General features: G+C 52.7%; 13 protein-coding genes. 3 read left to right on the top strand and 10 right to left on the bottom strand.

Features of this window, described 5'->3' with window-relative positions; all coding sequences use genetic code 11:
- Positions 1-3: 3 nt before the first annotated feature.
- Positions 4-381 (top strand): Co2+/Mg2+ efflux protein ApaG, encoded by a 378-nt coding sequence (gene apaG / locus ED901_RS00605; protein WP_056776850.1) that lies wholly within the window; start codon positions 4-6, stop codon positions 379-381.
- 6 nt (positions 382-387) lie between these two features.
- Entirely contained in the window at positions 388-1,242 is an 855-nt protein-coding gene (gene apaH, locus ED901_RS00610; protein ID WP_122094207.1) for a bis(5'-nucleosyl)-tetraphosphatase (symmetrical) ApaH, read from the top strand.
- A gap of 74 nt (positions 1,243-1,316) precedes the next feature.
- Here the strand turns inward: apaH and folA are convergent, their stop codons facing one another.
- The 3 genes from folA to ED901_RS00625 all read right to left on the bottom strand — a co-directional run bounded on the left by folA (position 1,317) and on the right by ED901_RS00625 (position 3,203).
- Entirely contained in the window at positions 1,317-1,802 is a 486-nt protein-coding gene (gene folA / locus ED901_RS00615) for a type 3 dihydrofolate reductase (RefSeq protein WP_056776841.1), read from the bottom strand.
- Positions 1,803-1,932: 130 nt separating this feature from the next.
- On the bottom strand, positions 1,933-2,397 hold the full coding sequence (locus ED901_RS00620) for a threonine/serine exporter (RefSeq protein WP_162997794.1): 465 nt from the start codon (positions 2,395-2,397) through the stop codon (positions 1,933-1,935).
- The gene (locus tag ED901_RS00625; protein ID WP_122094594.1) at positions 2,394-3,203 is read right to left on the bottom strand and encodes a threonine/serine exporter ThrE family protein; all 810 of its coding nucleotides are present in this window, start codon (positions 3,201-3,203) and stop codon (positions 2,394-2,396) included. The genes ED901_RS00620 and ED901_RS00625 overlap by 4 nt, the downstream gene beginning before the upstream one ends.
- 106 nt (positions 3,204-3,309) lie before the next feature.
- Between ED901_RS00625 and ED901_RS00630 the strand changes: the two genes are divergently transcribed.
- Positions 3,310-3,924 (top strand): LysE family translocator, encoded by a 615-nt coding sequence (locus tag ED901_RS00630; protein ID WP_056776833.1) that lies wholly within the window; start codon positions 3,310-3,312, stop codon positions 3,922-3,924.
- A gap of 58 nt (positions 3,925-3,982) precedes the next feature.
- On the opposite strand, the gene kefC is transcribed toward ED901_RS00630, so the two are convergent.
- From kefC to ED901_RS00665, 7 genes are all read right to left on the bottom strand, one after another.
- Positions 3,983-5,836, bottom strand: a complete 1,854-nt coding sequence (gene kefC, locus ED901_RS00635; protein WP_056776830.1) for a glutathione-regulated potassium-efflux system protein KefC — start codon at positions 5,834-5,836, stop codon at positions 3,983-3,985.
- On the bottom strand, positions 5,829-6,383 hold the full coding sequence (kefF, locus tag ED901_RS00640) for a glutathione-regulated potassium-efflux system oxidoreductase KefF (RefSeq protein ID WP_056776827.1): 555 nt from the start codon (positions 6,381-6,383) through the stop codon (positions 5,829-5,831). The genes kefC and kefF overlap by 8 nt, the downstream gene beginning before the upstream one ends.
- A gap of 123 nt (positions 6,384-6,506) precedes the next feature.
- Positions 6,507-9,731 carry a carbamoyl-phosphate synthase large subunit gene (gene carB, locus ED901_RS00645; protein ID WP_122094211.1) on the bottom strand — a complete coding sequence of 1,075 codons (3,225 nt, stop codon included), beginning with the start codon at positions 9,729-9,731 and terminating at the stop codon, positions 6,507-6,509.
- Positions 9,732-9,747: 16 nt separating this feature from the next.
- Positions 9,748-10,908 (bottom strand): glutamine-hydrolyzing carbamoyl-phosphate synthase small subunit, encoded by a 1,161-nt coding sequence (gene carA / locus ED901_RS00650; protein ID WP_122094213.1) that lies wholly within the window; start codon positions 10,906-10,908, stop codon positions 9,748-9,750.
- A 476-nt stretch (positions 10,909-11,384) separates the two neighbouring features.
- Entirely contained in the window at positions 11,385-12,206 is an 822-nt protein-coding gene (gene dapB / locus ED901_RS00655) for a 4-hydroxy-tetrahydrodipicolinate reductase (RefSeq protein WP_056776816.1), read from the bottom strand.
- 271 nt (positions 12,207-12,477) lie between these two features.
- Positions 12,478-13,911 (bottom strand): HlyD family type I secretion periplasmic adaptor subunit, encoded by a 1,434-nt coding sequence (locus tag ED901_RS00660; RefSeq protein ID WP_122094215.1) that lies wholly within the window; start codon positions 13,909-13,911, stop codon positions 12,478-12,480.
- On the bottom strand, positions 13,908-16,052 hold the full coding sequence (locus ED901_RS00665) for a type I secretion system permease/ATPase (RefSeq protein ID WP_056776813.1): 2,145 nt from the start codon (positions 16,050-16,052) through the stop codon (positions 13,908-13,910). Before ED901_RS00665 ends, ED901_RS00660 begins: the two co-directional genes overlap by 4 nt.
- Between the last annotated feature and the right edge of the window lie 68 nt (positions 16,053-16,120).

Here is a 16,120-nt window from a genome sequence, read left to right on the forward strand (position 1 = left end):
GATATGCTTAATTCGCCCCGCGTATGTGTTCAGGTGCAAAGTGTCTACATTGAGTCACAGTCGATACCGGAAGATGAGCGTTTTGTCTTCGCCTACACCATCACCATCCGCAATCTTGGGCGTTTTAACGTACAACTCCTGCGCCGTTACTGGTTGATCACCAACAGTAACGGCCGCCAGACCGAAGTACAGGGCGAAGGGGTTATCGGCGAACAGCCGCTGATCCTGCCCGGCAGTGAATTTCACTACACCAGCGGTGCGATCCTCGAAACGCCGCTCGGTACCATGGAAGGCCATTATGAAATGGTCGCACAAGACGGTGAATCCTTCCGTGTGCCGGTTCCGGTCTTCCGCCTCGCCATCCCTACACTGATAAATTAATCCTTTATGTCGACATACCTTATTGGTGATGTTCACGGTTGCATCGATGAACTCAAGGCGCTATTGGCGCAGGTGGATTTTAATCCGCAAAATGATTGTCTCTGGCTGACCGGAGATTTAGTTGCCCGTGGCCCGTCCTCGCTCGAGGTGCTGCGTTTTGTCAGTGGTTTGGGCGACGCAGTCCGCATGGTGCTCGGCAACCACGACTTACATCTGTTAGCGGTTTACGCCGGTATCAGCTTTAACAAACCAAAAGATCGCATCACCCCGCTGCTTGAAGCTGAAGATGCAGATGAGCTGATCAACTGGCTGCGACGCCAGCCGGTGCTGCAGGTGGATGAAGAGCTGAAGCTGGTGATGGCCCATGCGGGGATTACGCCGCAGTGGGACCTGGAAACCGCGCAGATGTGCGCGCGTGAAGTGGAATCCGTGCTGAGAAGTGACACCTATCCGCTGTTTCTCGACGCGATGTATGGTGATATGCCCAACAACTGGCATCCCGAGCTGACCGGTCTTGCGCGTCTGCGTTTCAGCACCAATGCGCTGACCCGGATGCGTTACTGCTTCCCTAACGGGCAGCTGGATATGATATGCAAAGACACGCCCGATACCGCGCCGAAACCGCTCAAACCCTGGTTTGATATTCCGGGTCCTTTACAGGAAGCGGGTTTCAGCATTGCGTTTGGCCACTGGGCTTCGCTGGAAGGAAAAGGCGCGCCGGAAGGTATTTATGCGCTGGACACCGGCTGTTGCTGGGGCGGCGATATGACCATGCTGCGCTGGGAAGACAAAACCTATTTCACTGAGCCTTCTCACCGGCGCAGTGAAAAGGATCTGGCGGTTGCGCCAAAGGCGCTCTGAGCAGATATTTTCCCTGTTTCTGAAAGACAAAAGGCACCTTCTCAGGAGCCTTTTTGCTGACTGCTGCGGCTCAATCAGGCGCGGCGATCAAGGATCTCAAAGCAATAGCCGTGAGAGTTCTGCTCATCCGCATCATGGAATTCGCTGAACGTACTTTCCCAGTCGTCCGGCTCATAGTCAGGGAAATGCGTATCCCCTTCGACTTCGGCGTCAATGTGGGTCAGATATAAGCGGTTCGCCTTAGGCAGGAATTGCTCATATACACGACCACCGCCCATGACCATCACTTCTTCCACGCCGGCGGCAGCGGCCAGTGCGGCATCAACAGACGTCACCCAGGTCACGCCTTCGTGCTCGCCGGGTTTAGAGCTGATGACAATATTCAGTCGGCCAGGCAAAGGGCGTCCTATCGACTCAAACGTTTTGCGTCCCATGATGACGGGTTTATTGAGCGTATTACGCTTAAACCAGGCCAGATCACCGGGTAAATGCCAAGGCATAGCGTTTTCCATGCCAATAACGCGATCGGTCGCCAGTGCGGCGATCAGGCTAATAATCATTGTGAAGCCCTGTGTAGATAAGGAATAAAACCGTGACCCGAAAAAAGAGCTGCCACTATACGGAAAGCCCCATCAGCCGTCGATAGGGAGACTCGCGCTTTACAAAGATATAAACGCGCGCCGCTCAGACTTACACGCCGGGACGTTTGCGGTACAGCCACAGCCCCGGCAAAGATAATCCAATCGACAATGCCCCGACGATAAAACTGGCCTTCAGGAAATTGGTGACCATGGTAGACATCAGCACTTCGCTGTAACCAAGGTGCGAAATTTCCACCATGGAAATCATCGCCGTATACGCAGAAATTCCCGGAAACATGGGGATGACGGCGGCTACTGTGAAAACTTTAGGGTGCGCGAGAAACCAGCGCGACCAGCGAATACCAATGATGCCGATCAGTATAGCCGCCAGCAAAGAAGCCCACTCAATGTTTATCCCGCCATGCATCATCAGCATACGGGAGCCGTGCCCGATGGCACCGAGCAGCGCACAATAGCGCAACGCACGCGGCGGGACATTGAAGACCATCGCAAAACCCAGCGCCGGCACTGCGGCCAGAAACATATCCTGCAGGAGTGCCAAGATCAGACTCATGCCCACCCCCGCAATTCCCACAGCGCCATCGCCATGACCACCCCGATGCAGGTTGCCAGCGTCAGCAAACTGGCCATTGCCCAGCGCGCCAGTCCGGTGTTCACATGGCCTTTAAACATATCAGCCACTGCGTTGATCAGCGGAAACCCCGGCACCAGCAGTAAAACGCTGGCAGCCATCGCCACGTTCGAGGTGTGATGGAATGCATCAAGGCGCATAAGCAGGCCGGAAATCGAGGTCGCCACAAAGGCGGTACAGCAGAAGTTAATCAGCGGATTCATATGGCGAAGGGTCAGCGTCTGGCGCACCGCCATCGCCACACCGCTGGCGATAAACGTTATGCTGAACGCATCCCAGCCACCGCCGTTCAGTTTGCTGAAGCAACCGCACGACAGCGCCACCATCAGGATCATCAGCGGGCGGGGATAGCGCAGCGGCTTGATATGGCTCAGACGCTTCGCCACCAGCGTGCTGTCGAGTAACTTATGCTCGGCGAGGATCACCGTATGCTGCACTTCGGTGACCACCTGCATGTTGATCCCGCGATCGACATTTTTTCGCGTTGAGGTCAGGCAGTATCCGCCGCACAGCGTACTGAGCACCACGGCATTGGCGGAGATCGAACTTTCCACCCGATCCATGCCCAGCGCGATACCGAGCCGGGCTGATAGCTGCTCCACCAACATACTTTCAGCGCCGTGCTGTAACAATAACAGAGCACATTCGATGCACAGGCGGGTGATTTCACGCTGGTAATGCGCCTGTGGACTTTCGCGCTGCGGGTATTCAACGACAGGTTCTTGCATAGCCTTTACCGCCCGTAAAAAAAGCCAATAAGTGTGATACGTCGAGGTGAAGATTGACGTATCATGCGGCCTTATTTTGCCCTGAACATTGACGACGGTTACTTTCATGCTTGAAACCTCCCTTTTTATTGCCAGTATCGCCTTCCTCGGCATGCTCTCTCCCGGCCCCGATTTCTTTCTGGTGATCAAAAATGCGGCCCGCTATCCGCGCGCGGCGGCACTGATGACCTCGCTGGGCGTCATTTGTGGCGTGATTACACATATGTCTTACTGCGTCGCAGGTCTGGCGGTCGTGATCACCACCACGCCGTGGTTGTTTGGCTTGCTGAAATACGTCGGGGCGGCTTATCTGATTTGGGTGGGGATCCAGGCATTGTTCTCGCGCAGCAACAGTAAAATGAATCTCGACGGACTGGTGCCGCAGCAGGTGAAACTGCGTACCGCTTTTGTACAGGGATATCTGTGCAACCTGCTGAATCCTAAAGCAACGCTGTTTTTCCTGGCGATGTTTACCCAGGTATTACAGGTAGACTCCAGCCTTGGCGAAAAACTCTGGTATGCCTCGATCATTGTCGGACTTTCATTGGTCTGGTGGCCGTCGCTGGCCATGTTGATCCAAAGCGCTCCGGTGCGTCGTGGTCTGGCAAAAGCGCAAAAAATTATCGATAAACTGCTGGGCGGCGTACTGATAGGTTTAGGTATCAAAGTCGCGCTGAGCTGACAGAAACACAAAAAAAAGCCGGTGCTGTTCAGGCACCGGCTTCAGATTTCATCCTTGCTTAACTCTTCGCTTCAATCACTTCATTCTCCGGTGCTTTACCGTCGATACTTCCCCGCCAGCCTTGTTGCTGTTCAGAGGCAAGACGTTCCTGATCCTGTTCAATCGCGGCGCTCAGCATGTCTTTCGCGCGCTGCATACTGGCGATACGGAACTCAGTGTCTTCGTAATTCTCGATGGTCGCTTCCAGCATTTTCAGGTTGTAGCGGCGGAACAGATCGGCTTTCTCGCGGGCTTCATACGCATCGAGCCCGAGCGTTTCCAGCACTTCCCGGCCAACGCGCAGGGATCCTTCGAACAATTCCCGCTCCGGTGCTTCCACACCCAGCTGCCGCAGCTGATACCAGTGATCGACGTCGCGGGCGCGGGCAATAATCTTCAGATTAGGGAAATGCTCTTTTGCCAGCGCGGTCAGTTGCAGGTTGGCTTCCACATCATCGATAGCGTTAATCAGCACTTTGGCCTGCGCCGCACCGGCAGATTCCAGCAAATCCACCCGCGTGGCATCCCCGTAAAACACTTTGGTGCCGAATTTACGCAGCGTTTCGATATGATCCGGGTCGTGATCCAACACCACGGTATGAACGTTATTCGCCAGCAATAAACGACCGGCAATCTGACCAAAGCGCCCGAAACCGGCGATAATCACCTGCGCATTTTCATCATCAATCGTATCTTGCGGACGATCGTCTTGCGGCGCATTGCGTTCCATACGCGCGGCGAGAACCAGCAGCAGCGGCGTGACCGCCATCGACAGGGCCACAGCAAGCGTCAGCGCCTTCGCCCATTCCACCGGCAACACGCCGGCCATTTGTGCTGTGCTGAAAATCACGAACGCGAATTCACTGCCCTGCCCGATAAGGATGGCGAATAACCCGCGCTGCTTTTTCGGAACGCCAAGCCAGGGTGCGACCAGCCACAGTAAAGCGGCTTTCAGCGCCATAAAACCGACCAGCAAGGTGGCGATCAGTAGCGGCTGATGAACCAGTGTACCGAAGTCGATGGACATGCCGACGCCGATAAAGAACAGCCCGAGAAGCAGGCCTTTGAACGGCTGAATATCGCTTTCCAGCGCATGACGATATTCAGAGCTCGCCAGCAATACGCCCGCCAGAAACGCGCCCATCGCCATCGACATACCCGCCATTTCCAGCAGAATGCCAAAACCAAACACCAGAAAAAGCGCCACGGCGCTGAACACTTCACGCATACCGGAGCGGGCAACAAAATGCAGTAACGGGCGGGTGACATAACGTCCGAGCAACACCACCAGCACCAGCGCACCGGCCACCTTCGCCGCCGACAGGCCAAAGCTCATCAGCGTGGTGGCTTCGCCGGTACTCGCCAGCAGCGGGATCATCGCCACCAGCGGGATCGCGGCGATATCCTGGAACAGCAACACCGCAAAGGCGCTGCGGCCAATCGGTGACGCCGTCAGGCTGCGTTCACTCATTGCCTGCATGGCAATGGCCGTTGAGGAAAGCGCCAGCGTCAGGCCGATCAGCATGGCGATTTTCCAGTCGAGGCCGAGGAAATAACAGAATGCGCTGAGCACCACGCCGCAGCCGACCATCTGGATGCTGCCGCCGCCAAAGACCGAGGCGCGCATGGTCCAAAGCCGTTTAGGATCCAGCTCAAGGCCAATAACGAACAACATCAGCACTACGCCGATTTCCGCAAAGGTCAGAATCGACTCAGCATCAGAAACCAGTTTCAGTCCCCACGGCCCGATAATGCAGCCGGCGATCAGATAACCGAGCACCGAGCCCAGACCAAGACGTACCGCAATCGGGACAAACAACGCCGCGGAGCCGAGATAAATCAGCCCTTCAATCATCAGGTTATGGTTATCCATTTTCGACCTCCGGCGCACAGCCTTCTTTCAGGCTCAGGCAGGCGGTCAGACGTCGACGGTATTCTTCACCCGCAGCTTTCAGCGCAACTTCATCGCAAATAAAGGTGTTATGTACGGCGAAATATGGCTGCCAGTGCATGCCGCAATAAACTGCCGTCGCCTGTAATGGCTGCGCCAGCACGTCGAAATTGGGGTGATCGCCGAGCTCAAAATGGTGTTCATCACCGCCGGTCGTCACTGCCCACAGGCAATGCTTACCGTTAAGCGCGTTGCCGTCATGGCCGTAAGCCCAGCCGTGCTCGAGCACTTTGTCCAGCCACAGCTTCATCAGTGGCGGCAGGCTGTACCACTGGATCGGGTGCTGGAATACCACCATATCGGCGCGTTCAACCGCCTTCTGTTCGGCCGCGATATCGATATTGAAATCGGGGTAAAGGTCATACAGCGAACGCACTTCAACATTGGGTAAATCGCTGACGGCCGAGAGCAGTCCCTGGTTGGCCCGCGAATGGCGCGGATAAGGATGGGCGTAAATTATTAAAATCATGCAGGTCTCTTGTCTTATTAGCTTTACTTCAGCATACGCAATTTTGGGCTTTCTGGTAAAAGCTGAGCGTATAAAAAGAAAAGGCGCAGCTTTCGCCGCGCCTTTCATTAAGCAATTATGCCATTAGCCTTTGATTTTCGCGTGCATTTCCTGCACTGAAATCACCTGCTCCGTCGGGTCAGAAGACAGCGCCATCGCCGTGGCGAAACCGCCGTTCAGCGTGGTGTCGTAATGCACTTTGTATTGCAGCGCACTGCGACGGATAAGCTTGGAGTCTTCAATCGCCTGGCGGCCCGCCGTGGTATTCACGATATACACATATTCACCGTTCTTGATACGGTCCTGAATATGTGGACGGCCTTCATGCACTTTGTTGACCAGACGCGGGTTAATCCCGGCTTCACCCAGCACCACCGCGGTACCGTGAGTCGCATCCAGCTCGAAACCGCGTTTGAGCAGTTTCGCGGCTAAATCCACCACGCGGCCTTTGTCGCCTTCGCGGACTGACAACAGTGCGCGACCGGCTTTCTTCATGCCGGAGTTACTGCCCAGCTGCGCTTTGGCAAAGGCTTCGGCGAAGGTACGACCGACGCCCATGACTTCACCGGTGGAACGCATTTCCGGCCCCAGAATCGGGTCAACGCCAGGGAATTTGTTGAACGGCAGCACCACTTCTTTCACGGAGTAGTAAGGCGGGATCACTTCTTCTGTGATGCCCTGCTGCTCCAGTGTCTGCCCCGCCATCACGCGCGCCGCCACTTTTGCCAGCGCCACACCGGTTGCTTTGGAGACAAACGGCACGGTACGCGCAGCACGCGGGTTAACTTCAATCAGGTAGACTTCGTTGTTCTTCACCGCAAACTGGACGTTCATCAGGCCGCGAACGCTCAGCTCAAAGGCCAGTTTCTCAACCTGCTGACGCATCACGTCCTGAATTTCCTGGCTCAGCGTGTAGCACGGCAATGAACATGCGGAGTCACCGGAGTGAACGCCCGCCTGTTCGATGTGCTCCATGATGCCGCCAATCAGCACACGTTCACCGTCGCAGATGGCATCAACGTCCACTTCGATGGCGTCGTCAAGGAAGCGATCCAGCAGCACCGGCGCATCGTTGGAGACGCTGACCGCGTTCTGGAAGTAACGGCGCAGGTCGATTTCATCGTAGACGATTTCCATCGCACGGCCACCCAGTACATAGGACGGGCGCACCACCAGCGGATAACCGATACCGGCTGCTTTTTCGACGGCTTGTTCGATTGTCGCAACCGTGGCGTTTGCCGGTTGTTTCAGGCCCAGACGGTGAACCGCCTGCTGGAAACGTTCGCGGTCTTCTGCACGGTCAATTGCATCCGGGCTGGTACCAATAATGGGCACACCCGCAGCTTCCAGCTCTCGCGCCAGTTTCAGCGGAGTCTGGCCGCCGTACTGAACAATCACGCCTTTTGGCTGTTCGATACGCACGATTTCCAGCACATCTTCCAGAGTGACGGATTCGAAATACAGACGGTCAGAAGTGTCGTAGTCGGTAGACACAGTTTCCGGGTTACAGTTAACCATAATGGTTTCGTAACCGTCTTCGCGCAGCGCCAGTGAGGCATGTACGCAGCAGTAGTCGAACTCAATACCCTGACCGATACGGTTTGGACCGCCACCCAGTACCATGATTTTCGGCTTGTCATTGGTCGGGTTAGATTCACACTCTTCTTCATACGTGGAGTACATGTACGCGGTATCGGTGGAGAATTCCGCCGCACAGGTATCGACACGTTTGTAGACCGGATGCAGATTGTATTTATGACGCAGTTTGCGCACTTCGCTTTCAGAAACGCCGACCAGTTTTGCCAGACGCAGGTCCGCAAAGCCTTTGCGCTTGAGCATGCGCAGGTAATCGTGAGTCAGAATGTTGAAGCCGCCTTCAGCCACTTCATTTTCCAGTTTCACCAGCTCTTCAATCTGTACCAAGAACCAGCGATCCACGTTGGTCAGGTTGAAGATACCGTCAACGGACATCCCGGCACGGAAAGCATCGGCGATGTACCAGATACGCTCGGCACCGGCTTCTTTCAGCTCGCGACGGATTTTGGTCAGCGCTTCAGGGTCATCAAGGTTCACTTTCGGGTCAAAACCGCTCGCGCCCACTTCCAGACCGCGCAACGCTTTTTGCAAGGATTCCTGCTGCGTACGGCCAATTGCCATCACTTCGCCAACAGATTTCATCTGCGTGGTCAGACGGTCATTTGCACCGGCAAATTTCTCGAAGTTGAAGCGAGGAATTTTAGTCACAACGTAGTCGATAGACGGTTCGAACGATGCCGGGGTTTTGCCACCGGTGATGTCGTTCATCAGCTCATCGAGGGTGTAACCCACTGCCAGTTTCGCAGCGACTTTAGCAATCGGGAAACCGGTCGCTTTAGAGGCCAGCGCGGAAGAGCGGGAAACACGCGGGTTCATTTCGATAACAATCAGACGGCCATTTTTCGGGTTCACCGAGAACTGGACGTTGGAACCCCCGGTTTCGACGCCGATTTCACGCAGTACCGCCATCGAGGCGTTACGCATGATTTGGTATTCTTTGTCGGTCAGGGTTTGCGCTGGCGCCACGGTGATGGAGTCGCCGGTGTGAATACCCATCGCATCGAAGTTTTCGATAGAACAGACGATGATGCAGTTGTCGTTTTTATCACGCACCACTTCCATCTCGTACTCTTTCCAGCCAATCAGCGACTCATCAATCAGCAGCTCTTTGGTTGGGGAAAGATCCAGACCGCGTTCGCAAATCTCTTCGAACTCTTCACGGTTATACGCGATACCGCCACCGGTGCCGCCCATGGTGAAGGAAGGACGGATAATGCACGGGAAGCCAACATCGGCGGCAACCGCCAGCGCTTCTTCCATGGTGTGTGCGATACCGGAACGCGCCGTGTCGAGGCCGATTTTCTTCATCGCGACGTCGAAACGGCGACGGTCTTCGGCTTTATCAATCGCATCTGCGGTCGCGCCAATCATGGTCACGCCGAATTCTTCCAGCACGCCCTGACGTTCCAGTTCCAGCGCACAGTTCAGTGCGGTCTGACCGCCCATGGTTGGCAGCACGGCGTCCGGACGCTCTTTTTCGATGATCTTACGCACCACTTCCCAGGTGATAGGCTCGATGTAAGTCGCATCCGCCATGTCCGGGTCAGTCATGATGGTGGCCGGGTTAGAGTTCACCAGAATGACGCGGTAACCCTCTTCACGCAGCGCTTTACACGCCTGCGCACCGGAATAGTCGAATTCACAAGCCTGGCCGATAACAATCGGGCCGGCGCCGAGGATCAGGATGCTTTTTATGTCTGTACGTTTTGGCATTTTTTATTCGCTCCTGTTATTTGGCGTTGTGGTTGTGAGAAGCGCGAAAAGCGTTAATCAGTTCGATGAAGTGATCGAACAATGGCGCCGCATCGTGCGGGCCCGGGCTGGCTTCAGGGTGACCCTGGAAGCTGAATGCCGCTTTATCTGTGCGATGAATGCCCTGCACCGTGTGGTCGAACAGTGATTTGTGGGTCACGCGCAGGTTGGCCGGCAGATCGGATTCATCCACCGCAAAGCCGTGGTTCTGCGCCGTGATCATCACGATATCTTTATCGAGATCTTTCACCGGATGGTTACCACCGTGGTGGCCGAGCTTCATTTTCACGGTCTTCGCCCCGCTGGCCAGTGCCAGTAACTGGTGGCCGAGACAGATGCCGAATACCGGAATGTCGGTTTCCAGGAAGGTTTTGATGGCGGCGATAGCGTAGTCGCAAGGCTCCGGGTCGCCAGGGCCGTTGGACAGGAAAATACCGTCCGGATTCATTTTCAACACGTCTGCAGCAGGCGTTTGCGCCGGTACTACCGTCAGGCGACAACCGCGATCCACCAGCATACGCAGGATATTGCGTTTGGCGCCGTAATCGTAAGCCACCACGTGGAATGGCAGGTCTTCTTCTTTTTTCGCTTCCGGCAGTTCGCCTTCCAGTGTCCAGCTACCTTGTTGCCAGCTGTAAGATTCCGCGGTGGTCACTTCTTTCGCCAGATCCATGCCTTTCAGGCCCGGGAATGCTTTGGCTTTTTGCAGTGCCAGTTCAGCATCCGGTGAATCCCCCGCGATGATGCAGCCGTTCTGCGCGCCCTTTTCACGTAACAGACGGGTCAGCTTGCGGGTATCGATATCGGCGATGGCAACGATGTTGTTGCGCTTGAGGTAATCAGAAAGGTTTTCTTCACTGCGGTAGTTGCTGGCAATAAGAGGTAAATCGCGAATGACCAGGCCTTGAGCGTGTACTGCGGAGGATTCTGCATCAGCGGCATTGGTGCCGACATTACCGATATGGGGATAAGTGAGAGTGACAATCTGGCGGGAATAGGAAGGATCAGTGAGGATTTCTTGATAACCGGTCATCGACGTATTGAAGACCACTTCCCCCACTGCCGAACCTTCTGCCCCGATGGCCCGACCGTGGAATTGGGTTCCGTCTTCCAGAACCAATAGCGCTGACTTTATCAAAGCATCCTCCAAGAATAATAAATCACAATATCTGCATATTAATTCAGATAACCCGATCTAAATCAATGCAAAAATCGCTCGGGAAGCCAATTTTCGGCAAATTGCGCGCATTCTAATGATGGCAGTGAGGTTTGTCTACCAAAAGCCGCCATATTTCTCTATTTTTCGCACAACTCAGTGAAAAGGCTCCGTCACAGCCACAAAACCACAGGCTAAGTAAACATAGTAACCGTTTGCGGAAGAGGATGTCTGAAAATAGTGCTGAAAATCGGTTTGTGCGGGTGAGGACGAAATGAGATGTTCGAAAAACGCGCGACTGACAGGTGAAACCGCCACAAAAGATATAAAAAAGACGACTAATCGTGAAATTTCAATCAGGACGCTTATTTTTAAATAAAAAGAGAAGGGCAATCAAGGAACTGCCCTTTTATCAAAAGATTATGACCAATACAACCACATCACATCTAAATCATCTGCTACAAATCATCCAATCCAAGCACATCTCGCATGTCATAAAGGCCAGACTTATGCGAAGCAAGCCATTTCCCTGCACGAACAGCGCCATTTGCGAAAGTCATACGGCTGGAAGCCTTATGCGTTATCTCTACGCGCTCGCCAATATCTGCAAACATCGCAGTATGCTCACCGACGATATCTCCGGCCCGGATCGTCGCAAAACCAATACTTTTAGGATCGCGCTCTCCGGTGTGGCCTTCACGGGCATATACCGCACATTCTTTCAGATCTCGCCCCAGCGCGCCCGCTATCGCTTCACCCATCGCCAGTGCGGTGCCTGATGGCGCATCCACTTTATAGCGATGGTGTGCTTCAACAATTTCAATGTCGGTATAGTCGCCCATCACTTTGGCGGCTTTTTCTAAAAGTTTGAGGACAACATTCACGCCTACGCTGAAGTTAGCCGCAAAAACCACCGGAATAACCTCAGAAGCCTGTTTAATTGCCCCCTTACCCGCGTCATCAAAGCCCGTAGTCCCGATAATCATGCCTTTATGGTGCTTCTGGCAAAATTCCAGATGCACCAGTGTGCCTTCGGGACGGGTAAAGTCGATCAAAATATCGAAGTCATCCGCCACGGCATTCAGGTCATCATTGACCTTGATACCCGCTGCGCCGATCCCTGCAAGTTCACCGGCATCAGTACCGATAAGGGATGATCCCGGACGCTCCAGCGCGGCACCCAGCACCACACCTTCAGCGTCGGAAACGGCCTGAATCAGCTGCCGGCCCATACGCCCGCCCGCGCCAACAATGGCCATGCGAATTTCAGCGTTACTCATAAATACTCTCTTTTTATAGGGGTTCTGCCGTGAAACAGAATCAGGTTAACTACCCTGTTATAGGGTAGCCAGCAAAATTGCCACATAATTAGAAAATTATGATACAGGCTGGTTAATATCAGTAAAAACCATTTGATTTCAGGTTACTTAAAGTGAGGTTTTGTGTTAACAACCCAGCTAAACTGGAACTATTTCAGAAAACCAGCCTTAATTCCCCTGTGTTCAACTCCCCGCATAACCATTCATTTTTGTGCATAATGGTCAGGGGATATCAACGCTCTTTGAAACTTTCATCAACTTTAGTTTGTAGCGGACTCAGCAGATAATCAATCACCTGACGCTTGCCGGTTTTAATCTCCGCACTGACGTTCATCCCCGCCACCAGGTTGATACGCTTGCCTTCCACCATCAGATAATTTTGATCGAGCGCGACATTCGCATTGAATACCAGCCCTAATTTCTCATGCTCAATCGCATCGAAACTGACGCTGGTGACTTTTCCGGTGATATAGCCGTAGCGAGTATAAGGGAATGATTCGATTTTTATGATGACATCCTGCCCAACATTCACAAACCCAATGTCTTTGTTTGCCACCATCGCTTCAACCTCGATTTTGTCATCAAGTGGCACAATCGTCATGATCGCCTCCGCTTCTAAGGCCACCCCACCCACCGTATGAAATGCCAACTGCTGAACGGTACCGTCGACGGGAGCCTTTAATGTCATCAAAGACTGGCGCTGCCGGGTTTTTTCCATCTGGCCCTGAAGCTGAGGTATTTGCTCATTTGCCTGGCGCAGTGCGTCCAGCGTGTCTCGCTGAAACGTCTGGGTGTTTAATAGCTTTTCCTGTTCAGCCTGATGAATGCTTTCTTTTATTTGCTGCGTCTGATTTCTCAGGCTGCGGAGATCCTGCTCATTCTGGATTGTTTTGCTGTCCTGTTCATAATACTCATGCTGTGAAAGGTATTTTTTCTCCAGAAGAGCCTGATAATCTTTTGATCGCTGCAGTTCAATTTTTCGGATCTGCTCCAGCTTATGGACCTGATCTTCATTCGACCGCAATTCAGATTTGTGCTGGCTTAAAATCGCCTGCAACCTTTCATTATCAGCGGACCACGACTGAAATTGATTTTTCGCCAGTAACTGTGTGGCTAAGATTTCGGTTTCTTTCAGACCGAGTTGTTTCGCCTCTTCGCGGTTAATCTGAATGTCGCCCTCATGTTGAAGCGCTTTGATTAACGCATCACAGCGCAATTTCGTTAACTGCACCGCTTCCAAAGCATGACGGGATTGTTCGAAATCGCTGTCAGAACCGATGCCATTCAACTCAATCAGCGTCTGACCCGCGTGGACATAATCGCCGTCATTAACATAAATGTTTTTAATGACGGACGTTTCCAATGGCTGAATTTTTTTGCTGCGCCCGCTGACGATGGTTTTCCCCTGCGTCACCGCAACAATATCGATATGCCCAAATATGGCCCATATCAATGCAATGGCAGTAAACAACATAATCAGTCTGGCGATATATTTCGGCGCAACTGAAACTGGTGTCTCCGTAATTTCCAGCGTGGCGGGAAGAAAAACTCGCTCATCGCCTTCCCGTTTAGGCGGGTCCAATTTTTCACGAACCTTCCAGACTTCTTTCCAGACATGACAATATTTGCGGATAAGTTCTTTCGAGGCCTGCAACCAGATATTCATAATGACTGAAGCTCATGTAAGTAACGATAGTAACCATTTTCTATTTTCAACAGTTCTTCATGACTGCCCTGTTCGACGATCTCACCTTTGTCCATTGCAATGATTCTTTGCGCAAAACGAACAGTAGAAAGACGATGAGCAATAATAAGTACCGTGCGTTCACGGCAAATTAATTGCATATTCTGCATAATTGCCCTTTCAGATTCATAATCCAGAGCACTGGTGGCTTCATCCAATATTAAAATCCGTGGGTTTCCGACCAATGCCCGCGCAATGGCAACCCGTTGCCGCTGGCCGCCAGATAGCCCCGCGCCCTGTTCGCCGACAACCGTGTCATAGCCCTCGGCCAATGCCATAATAAATTCATGCGCACCGGCGAGTTTGGCGGCGTGGATGATTCTTTCTAAAGACATACCGGGTTCCGCTAAACCGATATTTTCACGAACGGAACGGTTGAGCAGTACGTTGTCTTGCAATACCACGCCTATCTGACGCCGTAACCAGGCCGGATCAGCCAGCGCTAAATCATTACCATCGACCAGCACCCTGCCGCGCCCGGGGGTATATAAGCGCTGAACCAGTTTGGTGAGTGTACTTTTACCTGATCCGGAACGGCCTACGATCCCCACAACTTCACTGGCCTGAATACTCAAAGTGAGATCGCGCAATACCTCATAACCATCTGGACGGTAGCGGAAATTCACCTGTTCAAAATCTATTTTTCCTTTAATTTCAGGCAGCGCTAAACGGCTACCGGAACGTTCCGTCGGCGTATTTAAAATATCTCCCAGACGCGCCACGGAGATCCCTACCTGCTGAAAATCCTGCCATAACTGCGCCAGACGAATCACCGGCGCCGCAACCTGGCCTGCCAGCATATTAAAAGCAATTAACTGACCGACCGTTAAATCTCCGCCAATAACCAGCTGAGCTCCCAGCCACAGCGTACTCACCATCACTAATTTTTGGATCAACTGAACGCCTTGCTGGCCGATGGTCGCCAGACGGGTAACCCGTAATCCGGAATGCACGTACGCCGCCAGCAACTGATCCCAGTTACGGGTCATCTGAGGCTCAACGGCCATCGATTTAATCGTCCCGACCGAGGTGACGGACTCTACCAAAAATGACTGGCTGTCGGCATTACGGGCAAATTTGTCGTTGAGACGTGCCCTCAAAACAGGGCTGATCGTGGCAGACCAAAAGGCATAACAGGGTAATGAAACCATCACCACAAGGGTTAGCCAGCCACTGTAAAACCACATCACAATAAGGAAGATGAATGAAAAACTGAGATCCATCACCGAGGTCAACGCCTGTCCGGTGAGGAAAGTGCGGATTTGTTCCAGCTCTCTGACGCGCGCGATGGTGTCACCCACGCGTCTCTTTTCAAACCAGGCCAGCGGTAACGCAAACAGATGGCGAAACAGACGCGCCCCTAATTCAACGTCGATGCGGCTTGTGGTATGCGCGAAAATATAGGTTCGTAAACCGCTCAAAATAACGTCGAATAACACCACGATAAGTAATGCCACAGCCACAACATCGAGTGTGCTAAAACTCCTGTGCACCAGCACCTTATCCATCACAACCTGAAAAAACAGAGGGGTAATTAAGGCAAAAAACTGAATGACTGCCGATGCTGCAAGTACTTCCAGCAGAATTTTTCGGTACTTAATAACGGCAGGAATAAACCAGGTGAAATCAAATTTGGCCAGGCTGCCAAGCACAGAAGCTCTGGACGTCACCAGAATAAGCCTGCCGCTGTAACGCGCCTCAAAATCACCTTTATCCAGTACAACCGGCCTGCCGAGTTCAAGATCCTGAATCAGATATTTATTGTTATCAATTTTCGCCAAAATAAAATGCTCACCATCTTCTCTCCATACCACGGCCGGTAAGCTGATTAAGTGAAGCCGGTTTATATCCTGACGCACTAATTTTGCCTTTAACCCTAAAGACTTTGCCGCTAACAGCCATTGGGTTGTTGTCAGCCCACCATTTCCATCACTGAACTGATGCTTTAAATCTTCACCATTAGCAGCAACGCCGTGGTAATGCGCAATAATAGTCAGGGCAGAAAAAGCAAGATCATGCTGTTTTTTCACCCCTGTACTGAGTTCATTTTCAAGCAGTGACATAATAGTTTATTTATTCCCTTTATAATGGACAAAATATCCCTTTCACACTTCGTGTACCACAGCATTAA

The sequence above is a fragment of the Rahnella sp. Larv3_ips genome, from assembly GCF_003697865.1.
In the GTDB taxonomy this organism is placed as follows: domain Bacteria; phylum Pseudomonadota; class Gammaproteobacteria; order Enterobacterales; family Enterobacteriaceae; genus Rahnella; species Rahnella rivi.

Coding starts and splice junctions, on each gene's coding strand:
- apaG (WP_056776850.1), top strand. CDS start 4: ATGCTTAATTCGCCCCGCGTATGTGTTCAGGTGCAAAGTGTCTACATT.
- kefF (WP_056776827.1), bottom strand. CDS start 6,383: ATGATTTTAATAATTTACGCCCATCCTTATCCGCGCCATTCGCGGGCC.
- ED901_RS00625 (WP_122094594.1), bottom strand. CDS start 3,203: ATGCAAGAACCTGTCGTTGAATACCCGCAGCGCGAAAGTCCACAGGCG.
- apaH (WP_122094207.1), top strand. CDS start 388: ATGTCGACATACCTTATTGGTGATGTTCACGGTTGCATCGATGAACTC.
- ED901_RS00660 (WP_122094215.1), bottom strand. CDS start 13,911: ATGAATATCTGGTTGCAGGCCTCGAAAGAACTTATCCGCAAATATTGT.
- kefC (WP_056776830.1), bottom strand. CDS start 5,836: ATGGATAACCATAACCTGATGATTGAAGGGCTGATTTATCTCGGCTCC.
- carB (WP_122094211.1), bottom strand. CDS start 9,731: ATGCCAAAACGTACAGACATAAAAAGCATCCTGATCCTCGGCGCCGGC.
- ED901_RS00620 (WP_162997794.1), bottom strand. CDS start 2,397: ATGAGTCTGATCTTGGCACTCCTGCAGGATATGTTTCTGGCCGCAGTG.
- dapB (WP_056776816.1), bottom strand. CDS start 12,206: ATGAGTAACGCTGAAATTCGCATGGCCATTGTTGGCGCGGGCGGGCGT.
- ED901_RS00630 (WP_056776833.1), top strand. CDS start 3,310: ATGCTTGAAACCTCCCTTTTTATTGCCAGTATCGCCTTCCTCGGCATG.
- ED901_RS00665 (WP_056776813.1), bottom strand. CDS start 16,052: ATGTCACTGCTTGAAAATGAACTCAGTACAGGGGTGAAAAAACAGCAT.
- folA (WP_056776841.1), bottom strand. CDS start 1,802: ATGATTATTAGCCTGATCGCCGCACTGGCGACCGATCGCGTTATTGGC.